13 protein-coding genes are annotated in these 17,642 nt (G+C 47.3%); 12 read left to right on the forward strand and 1 reads right to left on the reverse strand.

The features are described 5' to 3' along the window. The first annotated feature begins 17 nt into the window (after window positions 1–17). From HXT29_RS00070 to HXT29_RS00095, 6 genes are all read left to right on the forward strand, one after another. Window positions 18–1,013 (forward strand): NAD(P)H-dependent glycerol-3-phosphate dehydrogenase, encoded by a 996-nt coding sequence (locus HXT29_RS00070; RefSeq protein ID WP_004106227.1) that lies wholly within the window; start codon window positions 18–20, stop codon window positions 1,011–1,013. Window positions 1,014–1,085: 72 nt separating this feature from the next. Then, a complete protein-coding gene (locus tag HXT29_RS00075; protein WP_116442850.1) occupies window positions 1,086–2,228 on the forward strand; it encodes a D-alanine--D-alanine ligase family protein in 1,143 nt (380 codons plus the stop codon). Between the two features lie 101 nt (window positions 2,229–2,329). Next, window positions 2,330–3,322 (forward strand): CPBP family intramembrane glutamic endopeptidase, encoded by a 993-nt coding sequence (locus tag HXT29_RS00080; RefSeq protein WP_004118563.1) that lies wholly within the window; start codon window positions 2,330–2,332, stop codon window positions 3,320–3,322. 61 nt (window positions 3,323–3,383) lie between these two features. Next, the gene (locus HXT29_RS00085) at window positions 3,384–4,757 is read left to right on the forward strand and encodes a homoserine dehydrogenase (protein ID WP_415696106.1); all 1,374 of its coding nucleotides are present in this window, start codon (window positions 3,384–3,386) and stop codon (window positions 4,755–4,757) included. A gap of 18 nt (window positions 4,758–4,775) precedes the next feature. Then, on the forward strand, window positions 4,776–5,852 hold the full coding sequence (gene thrB / locus HXT29_RS00090) for a homoserine kinase (RefSeq protein WP_004118566.1): 1,077 nt from the start codon (window positions 4,776–4,778) through the stop codon (window positions 5,850–5,852). A gap of 33 nt (window positions 5,853–5,885) precedes the next feature. Further along, window positions 5,886–7,325: a Maf family nucleotide pyrophosphatase gene (locus tag HXT29_RS00095; protein WP_415696107.1), complete on the forward strand. Its 1,440-nt coding sequence runs from the start codon at window positions 5,886–5,888 to the stop codon at window positions 7,323–7,325. A 221-nt stretch (window positions 7,326–7,546) separates the two neighbouring features. On the opposite strand, the gene HXT29_RS00100 is transcribed toward HXT29_RS00095, so the two are convergent. Next, complete coding sequence (locus HXT29_RS00100; RefSeq protein ID WP_004106240.1) at window positions 7,547–8,488, reverse strand: AEC family transporter; 942 nt, start codon at window positions 8,486–8,488, stop codon at window positions 7,547–7,549. A gap of 401 nt (window positions 8,489–8,889) precedes the next feature. Between HXT29_RS00100 and HXT29_RS00105 the strand changes: the two genes are divergently transcribed. The 6 genes from HXT29_RS00105 (at window position 8,890) to HXT29_RS00130 (ending at window position 17,510) form a co-directional block, all read left to right on the forward strand. After that, a complete protein-coding gene (locus tag HXT29_RS00105) occupies window positions 8,890–12,183 on the forward strand; it encodes an Rne/Rng family ribonuclease (RefSeq protein ID WP_422118357.1) in 3,294 nt (1,097 codons plus the stop codon). Window positions 12,184–12,357: 174 nt separating this feature from the next. Then, window positions 12,358–12,666: a 50S ribosomal protein L21 gene (gene rplU / locus HXT29_RS00110; RefSeq protein WP_004111933.1), complete on the forward strand. Its 309-nt coding sequence runs from the start codon at window positions 12,358–12,360 to the stop codon at window positions 12,664–12,666. 33 nt (window positions 12,667–12,699) lie between these two features. Next, complete coding sequence (gene rpmA, locus HXT29_RS00115) at window positions 12,700–12,951, forward strand: 50S ribosomal protein L27 (protein ID WP_004106248.1); 252 nt, start codon at window positions 12,700–12,702, stop codon at window positions 12,949–12,951. Window positions 12,952–13,098: 147 nt separating this feature from the next. After that, window positions 13,099–14,781, forward strand: coding sequence for a GTPase ObgE (obgE, locus tag HXT29_RS00120; protein ID WP_422118358.1), 1,683 nt, complete (start codon window positions 13,099–13,101; stop codon window positions 14,779–14,781). 25 nt (window positions 14,782–14,806) lie between these two features. Next, entirely contained in the window at window positions 14,807–15,952 is a 1,146-nt protein-coding gene (gene proB / locus HXT29_RS00125; RefSeq protein WP_101886154.1) for a glutamate 5-kinase, read from the forward strand. A gap of 319 nt (window positions 15,953–16,271) precedes the next feature. Next, window positions 16,272–17,510: a pyridoxal phosphate-dependent aminotransferase gene (locus tag HXT29_RS00130; protein WP_101886153.1), complete on the forward strand. Its 1,239-nt coding sequence runs from the start codon at window positions 16,272–16,274 to the stop codon at window positions 17,508–17,510. Window positions 17,511–17,642 lie beyond the last annotated feature (132 nt).

The following is a 17,642-nucleotide window of genomic DNA, read 5'->3' on the forward strand; positions in this document are numbered from 1 at the left end:
AAGGCAGGACGTAAAACATGAACGTTACGGTGTTGGGTGCTGGTGCTTGGGGAACTGCGTTTGGACAAGTACTTGCGGATGCAGGAAATCAAGTGACAATGTGGGCAATAGAGCCGGAAATTGTTGAAGGAATTCGCGATCATCATCATAATGGCGTGCGTCTGCCTAGCGTAGAAAAACTTCCAGAAAACATGACTGCAACTGGGGATCGAGCAGAGGCTGTTGCGAATGCGGATATTGTAGTCGTGGCGATTGCGGCACAGTTTGCTCGCGTTGCGTTGGAAGGTTTTGTGGGTTTGATTCCACAAAATGCGATCGTTGTTTCGCTTATGAAAGGCATTGAGCGCACAACCGGCAAACGTATGGATGAAGTTGTGTGCGAAGCTTTGAACTTACCGCGTAACCGTTTTGCTGCACTTTCCGGACCAAACTTGAGCAAGGAAGTTGCATCTCGCCACCCGGCTGCAGCAGTAGTTGCTTGCGCAGAAAAATCTCAGGCAGAAGTAGTTGCAAAAGCATGCTCAAACAGCTACTTTAAAGCATTTGTGTCAACAGACGTAATCGGCGTAGAAATGTGTGGCTCGCTTAAAAACGTGGTTGCGCTCGCAGTTGGTATGGCTCGAGGCGCAGGATATGGCGAAAATACGGCGGCTATGATTGAAACGCGCGGTTTGGCAGAATTGACGGCATTGGGCGTAGCAGAAGGCGCAGATTCGCGCACTTTTGCAGGTCTTGCTGGCTTTGGTGATTTAGTTGCAACTTGTGGATCTCCTCTAAGCCGCAACTATACTTTCGGTGCAAATCTTGGAAAAGGCATGAGCGTTGAAGAAGCAACTGCCGTAAGCAATGGTGTTGCAGAAGGCGTGCCAACCACAAGTGCAGTAGTTGCAATGGGCAAGCGTTTGGGTGTTGCAACTCCGCTTGCAAGTGCAATGGCTCGCGTGCTTGAAGAAGGAATTTCCTGCCAAGAAATGCTCGCAATGCTTTTCGACGACGATGTTTGCGAAGAGTAAGTAGCGTTTGCAAAAATAATCAAAACTAATCCAAAATAACTAGAATAATTCAAAAATATATAAAGGAAAAAAATGACGAAAAAGCGTGTAGTGTTCTTGTATGGCGGTAAGGCAGACGAACATTCGATTTCTTGCATATCTGCTGCTGGAGTGCTCAGTGCTGTAGACGAAAATCGTTTTGACATTGTGCGGATCGCAATCACAAAACAAGGCGAATGGATTGTTGGTGGTGAAGATCCTCGTAACTTCCGCATGGAAGAAGGCGAGTTGCCAGTAATCACAAAAACCGCTGGAACGCGTGATGTTGTGCTTGACCCTGCAAAGGGTGCAGACGGATTCTTGGTGCGAAAAGCGGACGACACGCTTGAAAGTTTAGGTCATATCGACGCTGTTTTCCCAGTTCTTCACGGACCAAACGGTGAAGATGGCACTTTGCAAGGTTTGCTAGAAATGATGCAAGTGCCGTACGTCGGTTGCGGAGTGTTGGCTTCGGCTGCATGCATGGATAAATACTACGCAAAGCAGCTGTTTAAGGCTGCCGGAATTGATGTCGCTCCGGGGATTGCGTTGGATGCTAGAAAATTTGCAAGTGACTCGACGAATCGCTTTGCTGCGTACGCAAACGAAATGCTTGCGCAAGTTGAGGCAGCAAAACTCGAGTATCCGCTTTTTGTAAAACCAAGCCGTGCAGGATCTAGTTTTGGCGTAACAAAAGTGGAATCGCATGATGCTGAGGCTTTAGCACAAGCCGTTTTTGAAGCTTCGAAGCACGATTGGCGAGTGCTAGTAGAGCAAGGAATTAACGCGCGCGAGATCGAGTGTGCGGTTCTTGCAGCTCGCGATGGCGAGGAGCCGAAAGTAAGTTTGCCAGGTGAAATTGTGTTAGACAAGCGTCAGGCTGGCGAAGATCAGTTCTACGATTTTGATAGCAAATACATGGATTCCGCGGCTTCGCACGTGGAAGTTCCAGCAGATCTTCCTGCGGAAACTTTGGAGCTCGTGCGTAAAACAGCGCTCGCAGCATTCAAAGCAGCAGACGGTAGAGGATTAAGCCGTGTTGATTCGTTCGTGACTCCTGAAGGTCATGTGATGATCAACGAAATCAATACAATGCCTGGGTTTACGCCAATCTCCATGTATCCAAAAGCTTGGGAAGCAACCGGAATAAGCTATGGCGATTTAATTACGAAGCTTATTGAGGGTGTGCTTAAGTAAGTGTGAATAGTGCGAGTAGCGCAAGCAGCGCAAACGTAGCACACGTCAAATAAAAAGCGAAAAATCACAATAAAGCGTAAAGAATAACAAAAGGAATGAGTATGCAAGAGATACAACATGACGACACATATTTGTTGGCGCGAAAGCGGCAGGGAACTATTGGAATGTCATTATGCATGTTCATGGTTGTGTGGATTGCTGCTGCATATGCATTAGGTATGTGCTTTCCGTATTTTTTGCCTAAAGAATTTTTAGAAAAATCTATTGCAACAATATTAGTGTCTGACATTGCGCAATATTTAATAGCGCTTCCTATTGCAATGCTGATTATGCGAGCAGTACCAACTCTTGCGTCGCGTGAATTTTCTATGTCTTTGCGTCAATTTTTGGGATTCTACGCAGTTAGTGTGCCAGTTATGTATGGAGGAAACTTAATTGGTACAACATTAGCTTCAATTATTACAGACGGTAAAGCAGAAAATCGCATTTCAGAGACTATTGTGTCTGGAAATATGTGGGAAACGTTTGTGTTCGTAGTGATTCTTGCTCCTATTATGGAAGAATGGTTTTTTAGAAAGCAAATACTTTCTCGATTGCGTGTGTATGGCGAAAAGAAAGCAATTGTGTTCTCTGCTTTAGCTTTTGCATTATTCCACATGAATATATTCCAATTTTTCTACGCTTTCGGGCTTGGGCTTATTCTCGGGTACATGTACGTGCGAACTTCTAAATTGCGTTACAGCATATTTCTTCACATGATTGTGAACTTCCAAGGAAGCGTTGTTGCTTTATGGTTACTAAAACAGATGACAGATGCAAACGGGAATGTTATAGAAATTGACAAATTATCAAATAAAGAGTTAATGGATTTGCCTTCTGGATTTGTGCTAGCTGGATTATATAGCATATTTGTGTTTGCAGTGCTTGTAGTTGGAATAGTGTTACTTGCTCGTAGTCGCCGATATTTAGTTTTCTTTGATGCGCCTTTGGAATTGCCTAAGGAAAATAATTTGAAATCACTTTATGGAACCGTAGGTGTAATTGCATTTTTGATTATTTCTGTGATTCTTAATGTGATGATGCTTTTTTCGTAACTGCTATTTTTCGTAACGAAAAACAAAAATTCAAAATTCATGACTTAAGGAGGCGAGTTATATGTTAAGCAAAAAATTAGCCAATAAAACTATTCGCGTTGGATTGCTTGGTGCCGGAACAGTCGGTTCGCAAACAGCGCGACTTATAGTTGAGCAGAGTGATGAACTTGCGGCTAGAATTGGTGCAAATATTGAGCTTGCAGGAGTTGCGTGCCTGCATCCGGAAGAAGTTGACGTTTCTTGGATTAAGCGTGATTTGCTAACTACAGACACTGCCTCTTTGTGCACTCGCGAAGACGTTGATATTGTAATCGAGCTTATTGGCGGACTTGAGCCGGCTCATACTTTTGTAAAAAGTGCGTTATGCCACGGAAAATCTGTTGTTACTGCAAATAAAGCGTTGCTTGCGAAGTTTGGTCCGGAATTATACGAGTGTGCAGAAAGTCACGGAGTTGACTTGTACTTTGAGGCGGCTGTAGCAGGAGCGATTCCTATTGTTCGACCGCTTCGAGAGTCACTTATTGGCGACGAAATTACGCAAATTTTTGGAATCGTAAACGGAACTACCAACTATATTCTTGACGAAATGACTGTGCGCGGACTTGATTTTGACTCGGCTTTACGCGCAGCTCAAGAAAAGGGTTATGCTGAGGCTGATCCAACCGGAGATGTTGAAGGTTTCGATGCTGCAAATAAAGCTGCGATTCTTGCAACTCTCGCATTCCAAATGCCGGTAAGTATTGACGATGTTTCTGTTGAAGGAATTAGCGCGATTGACTCTGAAGATATTGCTGCAGCGAGCGCGGAAAAGCGTGTAATTAAGCTACTTGCAGCAGTTGAAAGGCATTGCGACAGCGAATCAAACTCAGATGGCGGCGTAAGCGTTAGTGTGTATCCGGCGCTTGTTGGCGCGGAGCATCCTTTGGCATCGGTTCATGGCAGTTTTAATGCTGTATTTGTGAAGGCGCAGGCTGCAGATGATTTGATGTTCTACGGACGCGGTGCCGGCGGCGCTCCAACTGCAAGTGCTGTTGTTGGAGATGTTGTTAGTGCTGCTCGAAATCTTGTGCGTGGATGCGCAGGTTTTGGCGTGCCAATGTACAACAAGTATGTGCCGGCTTCTAGCGAGCAGACCAGAGCAGATTTTGTGATTCGTTGCAATATGGAAGATACTTCTTTGGCTTTGTGCAGCGAAGTTATGGATGTTTTTGCAGATCATGGCGTTGCAGCTGAGCGTTTGGCTTCGGCTTGTGAAGCGCAGTATGCGCAGACTGAAGGTGATTCGGATTGTCCACAGTGCGGTCTTGGTGGACCTGGCAGTGTGCGCGTGCTTGTGAGCGAATGTTCGGAAGCTGAGGTTCAAGCTATTTGCGAGGATTTGCAGAAGTTGGACGTTGTGTGCGAAAAGCCGCTAGTTTTGCGCGTTATAAAGTGAAAAGCTGCAGGTGATCGTATGAAGCCAGTATGTAACAGTGTTTCCGTGCGCGTGCCAGCAACTAGCGCAAATCTTGGTTCTGGGTTTGATGCAGCCGGTATTGCGCTTGATTATGCGGATTCTTTAGTTTTTACTCTGGATGATAATCGTTCTAAAAATTCGCTTGATTCGCTCGATTATGCTGGAAACGTGCGCGTAATTATTCACGGCGAAGGCGAGGATACGCTTCCAAAAGATGAAACGCATCTAGTTGTAGCGACTTTTCGCAAAGCTTGCAAAATATTTGGTCTGCCAAACTTGCGATTTACGTTAGAAGCGCATAATCGTATTCCGCAAGCGCGCGGTATGGGCTCTTCTGCAGAAGCGATTGTTGCTGCAGTTGCTGCTGCTTGGGCTTTTGCTCACGAAGGTGATCTTAATCGCGAAGCAATTTTCGAAATTGCGGCCGCAATTGAAGGTCATCCAGACAATGTTGCTCCTGCAGTTTTTGGCGGTTTGACGATGAGTTGGAAGCTTGATGCTGGGGAAGGCAAAGGTTCTGTGCGCGTGGCTGGAGATTGCGAAGCTCCGCTTTCTACCGGTTTTCATACTGTGCGATACAAAGTTTCGCAAGATATTTCTGTGTCGGTATTCGTTCCTGATTTCGAGCTTTCTACAGAGCTTGCTAGGCGCGCGCTTCCGGCAAAAGTGCCGTATGGTGACGCAATATTTAACGTGTCGCGAGCTGCAATGCTTCCGGTTGCTTTTGGTGAGTTAAATAGCGATTCTGAAAATAAATTATGCACAGTAAAATCTGATATTTCGCGAAATGCGCTACTTTTTGCAGCAACTCAAGATGCTCTTCATCAAACGTATCGTGCAAATCTTATGAAAGATTCGTGGAAGCTAGTGGAAACGTTGCGCGAGCATGGTTTTGCTGCAGCGATTTCGGGAGCAGGATCGTGCGTTGCTGTATTTTATGCAGGAGATGCCGAGTATAACAAGAGTGCAGCTCAAAAAATCGACGCAATTGCTGAGCCGTGGCTTTCGCGTACTGGCTGGCGGGTACTTCACGTGTCGGTTGATTCTACTGGCGTTGCAATAACTCGCGAATAAGTTGTGTGAAGTTGTAAAAGGGAAGGGTAAGGTATGACAGTTTCGTTGATTTTAGCCTCGCAGTCTCCTTCGCGTAGAGCGGTTTTGGCGGCGGCTGGCGTGATTCCGGTAATTCACGTAAGCGAAGTGGATGAGCCGGCGGCTTTGCGTGATGTCGCTAGTGAGCGAGGTGCAAGCGTTGAGCAGTTGAGTGCTGAGCAGCGAGTTTCTATTTTGGCTCGCGCAAAAGCTCAAGCTGTGTACCATGCGTGGAAACGTGTGGCGGATACGGCTGCTTCGGCTAGTGGCGATTTAGTTGTGGGGTATCCGCTGGAAGCTGAAACTGAATCTTCTGAACTTGCAGAAACTGCGAAATCTGCTGGTAATGCTTTAGCAAGCGATTCGCAATCAGACGTAACGCATAACGTAGATACGGCGCAAACTCGCGATTTTTCAGGCGTTACTGTTCCTACAAAAACTTTCGATATTCACGATTTTGCATATAGAAATAAATCTTCTCATGATTGTAGCGGTGTGCTGATTGTTGGCTGCGATTCCATGTTCTTACTCGATGGTGAGTGCTACGGAAAGCCGCATACTCCTGAAGTGGCATTTGAGAGAATCAAGCAGATGAGCGGAAAAACAGGACAATTGTGGACTGGCCACTGCTTAATCGACGCAAAAACCGGCAAAACTATTTGCAAAACAAGTCATGCAAGCGTAACTTTTGCGCAAATGAGTGACGCGGAAATTCGCGCGTATGTAGCAACTGGTGAACCTCTAGAAGTTGCAGGATCCTTTACACTAGAAGGTTTTGGCGGAGCTTTTATTGAAAGCATTAATGGAGATCCTCACGGTGTTCTTGGAATCAGCTTGCCGCTGCTGAGACAAATGGTTTCAGAGCTTGGATATGCTTGGCCGGATTTGTGGAATAAGGAAAGCTTGGAAGAAGTTGGCGAAAAGAACGATCCGACTTCCACGGCGGTACCTAAAGAAAATGTTCACCAGCCGGGAGATGGCTGGGTGCATTGCAATTGTGGTCGCAGACATTGGGGTCATAACGGTGCTGCTGGAGTTCTGCTTGCTAGGCGAGATGTCGAAACTGGTCGCGTGACGCACGTTGTGATGCAACATCGCGCGCTTTGGAGCGCTGAGGGTGGCACTTGGGGCATCCCTGGTGGCGCAATTTCCGATGGAGAAAGCGCGATTGAGGGCGCATTGCGTGAGTCTTTCGAGGAAGCAAATATTACTTCGGGAGATATTGAAGTTGTTGGAGCTTACCGCGAGGATCACGGAAACTGGTGTTATACAACGGTTTTTGCGTTTGAAAAGCCGGGGCATAGTGTGGATCCTTGCGCGCACGACGACGAGAGTATGGAAATTAAGTGGGTGCCAATTGACGACGTGCCTAAGCTGAAGTTGCTTACGGCAATGCGCACGGATTGGCCGTCTTTCCGTGCGCGCCTTGATGAGTTAGCGCTCCGACATGCTTGAGCGCAGCACAGCGCGCGCGAAAGCAACTCGGAGCGCCGAGCTTGCTTAGGGTTGAAAGCGCGGTGTGCTTTCAACGCAAGCGAGGTCTGCCTTCGTCTCGATTGACGAAGGCAGGGCAGGTTTGTGTGGTTGGGTTTTAGAAACTGGGTTGTGTTTTGTGTGCGCTCCGACCTGCCTGAGCGCAGCATTGCGCGCGTAGGCGGTATAAACTGCGCACGAAATCATCCCAAAATTGCGGCAATTACGGCTATGCAAATTGGGCTAGTGACAGTAGAAAACAGTATGCCGTCGCGCGCAAAACTTAAGCCGACGTTGTAGCGCGCAGCATAATTGTAAACGTTTTGACCAGTTGGAAGAGCAGCTAACACAACGCACGCATACAAAGTCGCCCCGCGGAAACCCATCACAAAATAAGCTAGCAAAAACGCAATTGCAGGCATAATAAGATTTTTTAACACAGCAACCGTGGCAATAGCAGCTCGATTAGAATCTTTTTGCAAAGGCTTGCTGCCGTAAAGCGACATTCCAAAAGCCATTAAAATCATTGGAACTGCAGAATCGCCAATCATCTTAATTGGATCGTAAAGAAAATTAGGAACAGGGAAGTAGCCAACTTTTGCGGAAATTGCAGAAATAATAATTCCCCCAAGCGAACCAATTAAAAGTGGTTGTTTTAAAGGCTGCTGTGCAATGCGCTTGAGAGAACATTTTCCAGTAGTTGTAATGTCGAGAACAGTCAAACCAACAGGAGTAAATACAGCCTGTTGCATAACTAAAATCGGAGCAACAAGCGCAGGATTTCCCAAAATATAAGTCGCAACCGGCAAGCCAATATTGTTTGAATTTAAATAAAGAGAATTGAGAGCGCCTATAGTGCAGTCGGCTGCAGGAAGATGGAAGCAAAAGCGATTAAGCAGCACGAACGCAACTCCAACAATCATCGCAGAAAAGAATGCAACAAAAATCGAAGAGTGAAAAATCTCAAAAATAGGCTCTTTAGAAAGTATTGCAAACATTAAGCAAGGGCTGGAAACGAAAAAACTTACGCGATTTAGGACCATTTGAGCCTGTGAACCGCCAACGCGCATGCGAGCAGTAACGTAGCCTGCAGCAATAACAATGCCAATTACGCAAAAGCCTTGCATTGCGCTGATTAAGCCCATTTCTTGCCTCCAAAATTCGTTAATTGCACGCAAATTGCATGCGTGCGAACCTATGCTGTAACTATAGGAGAGATACGCAACTTTTGTGCGTGCGTAACGATTTGCATTAGTGTAGATAGTAGCGCGCGTGGTTTTTCTGCTAATTGGCTTAAAAACAGCGATGCAAATTTTAATATTCAACGAGTCATATATTTGACTCGGCAATATGGCATACTAGAGAGCGGTGGCACTGCAAGCCGCCAGGCAATCGATGGCGTCGATCCCCTCGTGAGCGTTTTCCGAGGCTGGCGTCCGCTGTCGCGCAGCTAGACTTTGTAGAGAGCTTTGGGGTGGCTCGCGCGCGTGCGTGCTCAACTTAAAGCCAGGGATGCGAGGCGATGCAGCGTCTCGTGAGGAGCATAGTGCCCAGAATAATAAGAGAACGCTTCAATGAATCTGAAGCTGAAAATAGTAGAACTGTGTCTAAAACCGCTACTTCTGCGGAAATGTCCGGAATAATGCAATCTACAGATTTTGCGGAAAGTAATATGGCTGCCGGTGATACTTTGCAGCAAAGCTCTGGCGTTACGCGTCGCCGTCGCGGTCGACGAGTTACTCGTGGTGCCGGTGCGGCTGGAGAAGCAATGGAACTAAAAGTTGAGGATTCTAGTGCGAAGAATTCTGAGCCGCATGTTGTTAAATCGCGCCCAATAACTTCGCTCCTATTCCAGGAGCCAGTTCTTCCTAAGGTAGTGAACGATCGTAGCGAGGAAAGCAGCAGTTCGCGTAATGACTTGCGTGACAACTCGCGTGATGGCTTGAATGATGATTTGCGCGATGATTTACGTGATATTTCTCGCGGAAGGCGCGGTGGACGCAATAGCCGTGATTCTCGTGATAGTCGTGATAGTAGCGAACGCAAGTCTCGTTCTGAAAGACGCGAGAATTCAAGCGAAATAAAGCGTGATAGTGGCAGAGGGAATAGTCGTGAAACATCGCGTGAAACAAGTCATTCTATGTATTCTCAAGATTCTGAGTATGCTAAGAATTTTCAGGATTCGCAAGATGATCGCGATGAAAAAATTCGCAAAAGCCAGCGTTCTCGCCGTTCTCGCAGATTGAATGCTGTTGAGCGACGTGCTGCAGCTGAAGTTGAGCAAATTGAAGAGGATCTTGCATACGACAATATTGTTTATGCTCCCATTGATACGCGCATCGATGAAACTCTTGATGTTAGCGATATTTTATCTGCGGAAAATGCTTCAAATAGGCGTTCTAATCGTCGCAATATGTCGAATAACATTTCTAATGATGATGACGCTCGAAATGAAAACGGTGCAGTAGACAGCAGAGGCGGTAGCAATAGCAGAGATAACAGAGATAGCCGTAATAGCAGTGACGAGGGCGATAACAGAGGTACAAACGACGATTATAATGCGAATAATGGCAACGATGACGATGAAATAATGATTACGCGTCGCCGTCGTCGCCGTCGTAGCTCTCGCACTGATCGAAATGAAAGCCGCAACGGAAGTCGCGATTTAGACATCGATATTTCAAATGATCTTGACGATGACGTGAATTCTCGCACAAAACGCACAAGTCTAGATGAAGTCTCTCAAGAAGATCGCGATTTAATTCCAGATCCAGAAGAACTTCGTGAGCAAGATGAGGAAGAAACTCTTTATACGCGCCGCCGTCGCCGCCGCCGTTCTAAATCCTCCGATGACACGAATTCCGCACCTTCTCAGGAAGAGTCATCCGACTACACTAATGCGAACGAAGACGACTTGACTTCTCGCCGCTCGCGCAAGCAGCAGTATATAGACGAAATTACGGATATTGAAGGCTCTACGCGACTTGAAGCAAAGCGCCAACGCCGTAGAGATAATAGGCGTGAGCGTAGCCGTCAAAACCTTCTTATGGAGCAAGATTTCCTTGCTCGTCGTGAAAATGTTGAACGATTAATGGTTGTTCGTGAGCGCGATCGTCATACGCAAATTTCCGTTATTGAAGACAATATTCTTGTAGAACATTATGTTTCTGATATTCAAGAAGTTGCTACTGTTGGAAATATTTATCTTGGGCGCATTCAAAACGTGCTTCCAAGCATGGAAGCTGCGTTTGTGGATATTGGTCAGGCTCGAAATGGCGTGCTTTATGCAGGCGAAGTTAATTGGGATATGGCTCGTCTTGAAGGTCAGCCTCGTAGGATTGAGCTTGCGTTTAAGTCTGGCGATCCTGTGCTTGTGCAGGTTACTAAGGATCCAATTGGACATAAGGGTGCTCGATTGACTTCGCAAGTAACTCTTGCAGGGCGTTTCTTAGTGCTTGTGCCATCTGGCGGTATGACAGGTGTAAGCCGCAAGCTTTCAGATCGAGAGCGCTCGCGTTTGCGCGCTATTGTGTCGAAGATTGCGCCAAAAGATATGGGTGTTATTATTCGTACTGCTGCTGACGGTGCAAGCGAGGAGTCGATTGAAAAAGATTTAGATTCGCTCGTTAAGCAGTGGGAGCGCATTGAAGCTAAGCGCGAAGAATACTTGCATGGAAAGCGTCCTAAGTTGTTACAGGGTGAGCCTGATGTGGCAATTCGTGTTGTGCGCGATATTTTCAACGATGACTTCCAAAAGCTTATTGTTGAAGGCGAGGGAGTGCGTCAGCGAATTGATGAATATCTTGAGATGATGGCTCCAGATTTGCGCAGCAAGGTTGAATATTGGGATCCTGCTGAGCATGAAGGCAAAGACGTTTTCGATAAGTGGCAGATTGATAGTCAGCTTCGTAAGGGCATGGAGCGTCAGGTTTATTTGCCAGCTGGCGGCTCTATCGTGATTGATCGTACGGAAGCAATGACTACGATCGATGTGAATACTGGACGATTTATTGGGCGTGGTAAGTCTTTGGAAGAAACGGTTACTCGTTGTAATTTGGAGGCTTCTGAAGAGATTGCGCGCCAGCTTCGTTTGCGCGATATTGGTGGCATGGTCATGATCGATTATGTCGATATGGTTATGCCAGCGAACCGCGATTTGGTTTTGCGTAGGCTTTTGGAATGCTTGGCTAGGGATCGCACGAAGCATCAGGTTGCTGAAGTTACGTCTCTTGGTCTTGTGCAAATGACGCGTAAACGCGTTGGCCAAGGCTTAGTTGAAGCGTTCTCTGAAGAGTGTCCAACGTGCAAGGGACGTGGATTTATTTTGCACGATGAGCCTACTGTTTCTTCGGAATATGCGGATCCTTACGCGCTTAAGGGCGGAGATCCTTTTGTTAAAACAAACAAGTATGGTCACGGAAGCGCAACGGAACAGCCTGCTCCTGTTAAGCAGCAGGGTTCTAGTGCGGAAGTGAGAGCTAAGTTAGCGCGTATAGCTGCCGCATCTGTAATTACTGACGCAGCTCATAAATCTGAAGAAGAAACGCAGTATAGCAATTTTTTGAATTCTGACAAAGAGTCTGTATCTTCTAAGGCGGATGAAACTGGCGAAACTGCGGATGCTGGCGAAACTGCTGAAACTAGTGAAGTTGCGGAAACTAGTGAAGCTGATAAAACTTCTGAAGAATTAGTTGAAAATAATTTAGAGGATACTACGCAAGAGATTGCTGAGTATACTTCGGAGCAACCTGCGCAAGATACTATGCAAGAAACTGCGCAAGAAACTGCGCAAGATACTACGCAAGAGACTGCAGAAAGTGATGATTGCTCCTCTGAATAGTGACTAAGTATATGCCTTGAGTACAATATTGAATATTGTCTGCATTGACTCATGGATCTAGCGACTTGACGTTAGTACATGGGTAGGTGTATTTTTGATAGTCGGTGTCTTGCCGCGCGCGTTTTGCTGTGCGCAAGGCAAAAGTAAGCTTTCAATTGAGCTAAGGAACGAATTATGTACGCGATTGTGAAGGCCGGTGGCCATCAAGAGAAGGTCGAGGTTGGCGACGCCATTCTCGTGAACCGTCTCGATGCAAAGAAGGGCGATACCGTGGAATTCCCGGTCGCGCTCGTTGTTGACGGTGCTAAGGTGACCTTAAGCGCCAAGGATCTTGCTAAGATCACGGTGAAGGCAGAAGTCTTGAATGACGAAGCCAAAGGTCCAAAGATTAGCATTATGAAGTATAAGAACAAGACTGGTGTGGCTCGTCGCAAGGGTCATCGTCAGAAGTTGACTCTCGTCAAGATCACGGCCATCGCCTGATTGACGGTGTTATAAACCTGAAAGGACAGTGAGATGGCACATAAGAAGGGTGCGTCTAGCTCGCGCAACGGTCGCGACTCACAAGCGCAATATCTTGGTGTTAAGAAGTTTGGCGGTGAAGCTGTAGTGGCTGGCAACATTATCGTTCGTCAGCGCGGCACTAAGTTCCACGCAGGTCAGAATGTTGCTTTGGGTAAGGATCACACGCTGTACGCTTTGGTGGACGGCAATGTGAAGTTCGGTATTCGTCGCGACCGCAAGGTTGTTGACGTTGTTACCGCCTGAATCTTAGCTAAGCCTAAGCGCTTCAACAATAAGTCGACGATAATAAGTCGGCGATAAAACGTTTAAGCCGCACCCAGTTCGGTGCGGCTTTTTTGTTCTTGCATGTTCCCGAGAATTTAGGTGTTTAGCTTCGAGTAAGGTAGCAGTATGAGTGATTTTGTAGACCGCGTAACAGTGCATGTAAAAGGCGGAGATGGTGGAAACGGATCTGCCGGAGTTCGTCGCGAAAAGTACAAACCATTAGCAGGCCCAAATGGCGGTAATGGCGGTGACGGCGGTTCCGTTATTTTTGTAGCTGATCGTAACGCAAACAGCTTACTTGACTACCGCTTCATGCCTCACCGCACTGCAGAAAACGGTACGATGGGCTTAGGTGACACTAAAGACGGTTCAAAAGGTGCAGACTTAGTGCTTCCAGTACCTGTTGGAACTGTTGTTTTTACAGCACGCGGTGCCGCAGGCTCTCAAAAGCGACCTGGCGAAGTTTTGGCGGATTTGCAACATGTTGGAGACAAATTCGTTGTGGCGCAGGGGGGTGCCGGCGGTCTTGGCAACGCAGCACTCGCAAACAAAACTCGTCGTGCCCCAGGATTCGCGCTTTTAGGCGAGCCTGGCGAAGAACGCGACGTAATTTTGGAACTCAAGTCTATCGCAGACGTAGCTTTAGTTGGATTCCCTTCTGCAGGAAAATCAAGCTTAGTTGCCTCAATTAGTGCAGCTAAGCCGAAAATTGCTGATTACCCGTTTACTACTTTGGTGCCAAGCCTAGGCGTTGTAAGCTTCGGCAACTATCGCTACACAATTGCAGACGTTCCAGGCTTAATTCCAGGAGCTTCCGAAGGAAAAGGCTTAGGTCTTGAGTTTTTGCGTCATATTGAGCGCACAGAAATTATTGCGCATGTAATTGATTGCGCAACGCTGGAGCCAAATCGCGATCCAATTAGCGATTACCACGCTCTTGAGCATGAGCTTGCGCAATACGCTGATAAACTTGAGCTTCCGTTGGGTGCGATTCCAATTCCAGAGCGTCCGCGCATTATTGTGCTAAATAAAGTCGATGTACCTGAAGCTAAAGAATTGGCTGATTTTGTACGCGGTGAATTTGAGAAAATGGGATTGACTGTATTTGAGATTTCTACCGCGTCTCACGAAGGCTTGAAAGAGCTCGGTTTTGCGCTTGGACGATTGGTTGAAAAGATGCGTGAGAAGCTCGCTGCCGAGGAAGCAGCACGAGAAGAAGAGCGTGTTGTCATCCAGCCGCTTGAGCAGCAGACTTCAGCTTTGCGTCGTCGCCGCGATGATGGACGTGGAAATAGTGCAGACTTTGAAATTAAGCGCGAGGAAGACAGGAATGGTGATTTTTGGTTCACTGTTACTGGCACAAAACCTGAGCGCTGGGTTGTGCAAACGAATTTTGACAACGACGAAGCCGTTGGTTATTTGGCGGATCGCTTAGCAAAGCTTGGTGTTGAGGATGAATTGCGCAAGAAGGGCGCGCGTCCAGGAGACGAAATTCGTATTGGCACTGGGAATCATATGGTTTGTTTCGATTGGGATCCAAATATTGCTGCCGGTGCAGAAGGATTGGACGGCGCTAACTTGGGTGCGCGTGGTAAGGATTTGCGAATCGAAGCGAACGATCCTCGCGGAGCAAGGCGTACGAATGCTGAGCGTAGACGAGATTATCACAGCATGATGGATGCAAAGAGCGCAGTTCGAGACGCGATGATGGCTGAGCGAAAGTCGGGTCACTGGGCAGATCCTTCTGTGGATGACGATCGCCATGATGAAAATAGCTTGTTTGGTCGTGGAGAAGAGCAGAAAAACTAGAAAAATCAAGGTCAAGGGGAATCTTATGAATAATCCAGAAATTGAGCTTACCGAAGATGGGGTTCGGTGTTCAATTCGTGAGGCGCGCACAATCGTCGTAAAAGTTGGCTCAAGCTCACTTACGAGCGCGTCCGGTCAGCTGGATGTGCAAAAGTTGCGCGCTCTTGTGGCTGCAATAAGTCATGCGCAAATGCAAGGCGCTCGCATTGTGCTTGTGTCTTCTGGCGCAATTGCAGCTGGATTTGGTTTGCTCGGCTTTAATGAGCGTCCTAAAGATGTGCCGACTCAGCAGGCAACGGCTTCAGTTGGTCAAGGATTGCTTATGGCTCAATACGAAGCTGCATTTTCGCAATTTGGTTTCAGAGTAGGGCAAATGCTTCTTACGGCGGACGTTACTATTTCGCCGTCGCGCTACCGCAATGCGCAACGCACAATGCTACGTTTGCTTGAGCTTGGCGTAATCCCAATAGTAAACGAAAATGATGCACTTTCTAGCAACGAAATTCGATTTGGTGACAACGACCGTCTTGCAGCTCTTGTAGCAAATATTGTGCGAGCGGAAGCTCTTGTGTTGCTTACGGATGTGGATTCTCTTTATACTGCTCCACCTAGCGAGCCGGGTGCTAAGCGTATGAGTTTTGTGCCAGATGTGACGCGTGCGATTGAAGAAGTGAAAGTTGGCGCAAGTGTTTCGGGCGTAGGTACCGGTGGTATGGTGACGAAGATGGAAGCTGCGCATGTTGCTGCAGTTTCGGGAATTCCAACTGTGCTAACTTGCGCTGGAAATGCTGGTCCGGCACTGGCTGGAGATGCTGTTGGTACTGTGTTTGCGCCGGTGCATACGCGCGATTCTTCAAGGCGACTTTGGATTGGTTTTGCTTCGCATCCACACGGAGTTTTGGTAGTTGATAATGGTGCTGCGAAGGCGGTTCGCGGAGGTCGCGCGAGCTTGCTTGCGGCTGGTATTGTTGGCGTGCGCGGCGAGTTTTCGGCGACGGATCCTGTGTGGATTGACGATGAGCAGGGTAACCATTTGGCTAAGGGTTTGGTTGCTTTTGACGCGGAGGAAATTCCGGAGATTATGGGGCGTACGAGCGATGAGCTTGAAGAATCACTCGGCCGTCAGTATGCGCATCCGGTTGTGCACCGCGATAATCTCGTGCTTGTGTAGTTAGATGCGGCTATATTTGCCGGAAAATCACACGACAAATGTTTCCAAAAACTACGAAAGCGACAAAAACTTTACAAGCGTGTGTAGAAAATGTCGGAATTTCACCAAAAACCGGCAGAAATTTTACAAGCGTGTGTAGAAAATGTCGGAATCTCACCAAAAACCGGCAGAAACTTTACATCCGTGTGTAGAAAATGTCGCTAGTATCTTAAGAAGCGCAGATAAATACGATTTTGGAACTAGAGCGTTTGTAGTCGCGCTTCGTTTATAAATTTCCGGCAGATTTGCCGTTTCGCGGCTTAAGGTTACACTGTAAATCATGGCAGAGAATATTGCAGAAACTTCATCCTCAGAAAATTGGCGCGTATTAAGCGAGCGTATTAACCGAGTTGCTCCGAGCGCAACTTTGGCAGTAGACGGCAAGGCAAAAGCTATGAAAGCTGACGGTATTGACGTTGTAAGCTTTGGCGCAGGCGAGCCAGATTTTCCTACTCCCTCTTACATTGTTGATGCTGCAACACAAGCGTGTAAAGACCCGCGCAACTATCGTTATACTGCTACGGCAGGTTTGTCGGAGCTTAGGGAGGCGATTGCGCGCAAAGTGCAGCGAGATTCCGGCTACGAAGTTTCCTCAAATCAAGTCGTAGTTACAAACGGCGGAAAGCAAGCTGTGTATGAGGCTTGCCAAATTCTCTTAGATGATGGCGACGAAGTTATTATTCCAGCTCCATATTGGACGAGTTATCCGGAGGCTGTGAAGCTTGCAGGCGGCGTGCCTGTGCCAGTTTTGGCAGGTGCAGATTGCGGTTTTGAGCCAGATATTGAGGCAATTGAGTCCGCTCGCACTTCACGCACGCGCGCAATTATCGTAACTTCGCCTTCGAATCCTACAGGCGCTATTTGGAGCGCGCAAACTATTCGCGCAATCGGCGAGTGGGCTGTAAAACACCATATTTGGGTTATTTCTGATGAGATTTACGAGCACCTGCATTACGACGGCATTTCGACTTCGTATATTGGCGTAGAGGTGCCGGAAATTCGCGAGCAGCTGCTGATTTTGAATGGTGTTGCGAAAACTTACGCCATGCCTGGCTGGCGTGTTGGCTGGATGGTGGCACCAGAAGATGTTGCTAAAGCTGCAATTAAGCTTCAAAGCCATATGACTTCTAATGTTTCTAATATTTCGCAGCGTGCAGCAATTGCTGCAGTCGGCGGTTCGCTAGACGTGGTTGCCACTATGCGTGGGGCTTTTGACGCTCGACGCAAAGCGATTGTGGAAGCGTTGAACAATATTGACGGCGTTACTTGCCCTCTTCCTCATGGCGCTTTTTACGCGTTTGCTAACGTTGAGGCGCTGCTTGAGCGTCCGCTCGGGGAGCATAGCGAAGTGCCGCATACTTCTTCTCGATTTGCTGAAATGTTGCTTGACGAAGCGCATGTTGCTGCGGTTCCAGGAGAGGCTTTTGGTGCTCCTGGATATTTGCGATTCTCTTGCGCTCTTGCTGACGACCAGCTTGCTGAGGGCATGCGTCGCATGAAGAAGTGGGTTGAAGCTTAAGCAAGTATTTATTGCAAAATAAGAACTTGCTTGCCATGCAAAATGCGACACTCGCTTTTGTGCGATGATATAACGAAATCATGCCCATGAGATAGTATGTCTATCTGGCGGTTTGCTATTTCGTCCCTTTTG

The organism is Gardnerella sp. DNF00550, from assembly GCF_049262685.1.
Lineage (GTDB): Bacteria > Actinomycetota > Actinomycetes > Actinomycetales > Bifidobacteriaceae > Bifidobacterium > Bifidobacterium leopoldii.

Coding starts and splice junctions, on each gene's coding strand:
- HXT29_RS00070 (WP_004106227.1), top strand. CDS start 18: ATGAACGTTACGGTGTTGGGTGCTGGTGCTTGGGGAACTGCGTTTGGA.
- HXT29_RS00075 (WP_116442850.1), top strand. CDS start 1,086: ATGACGAAAAAGCGTGTAGTGTTCTTGTATGGCGGTAAGGCAGACGAA.
- HXT29_RS00080 (WP_004118563.1), top strand. CDS start 2,330: ATGCAAGAGATACAACATGACGACACATATTTGTTGGCGCGAAAGCGG.
- HXT29_RS00085 (WP_415696106.1), top strand. CDS start 3,384: ATGTTAAGCAAAAAATTAGCCAATAAAACTATTCGCGTTGGATTGCTT.
- thrB (WP_004118566.1), top strand. CDS start 4,776: ATGAAGCCAGTATGTAACAGTGTTTCCGTGCGCGTGCCAGCAACTAGC.
- HXT29_RS00095 (WP_415696107.1), top strand. CDS start 5,886: ATGACAGTTTCGTTGATTTTAGCCTCGCAGTCTCCTTCGCGTAGAGCG.
- HXT29_RS00100 (WP_004106240.1), bottom strand. CDS start 8,488: ATGGGCTTAATCAGCGCAATGCAAGGCTTTTGCGTAATTGGCATTGTT.
- rplU (WP_004111933.1), top strand. CDS start 12,358: ATGTACGCGATTGTGAAGGCCGGTGGCCATCAAGAGAAGGTCGAGGTT.
- rpmA (WP_004106248.1), top strand. CDS start 12,700: ATGGCACATAAGAAGGGTGCGTCTAGCTCGCGCAACGGTCGCGACTCA.
- obgE (WP_422118358.1), top strand. CDS start 13,099: ATGAGTGATTTTGTAGACCGCGTAACAGTGCATGTAAAAGGCGGAGAT.
- proB (WP_101886154.1), top strand. CDS start 14,807: ATGAATAATCCAGAAATTGAGCTTACCGAAGATGGGGTTCGGTGTTCA.
- HXT29_RS00130 (WP_101886153.1), top strand. CDS start 16,272: ATGGCAGAGAATATTGCAGAAACTTCATCCTCAGAAAATTGGCGCGTA.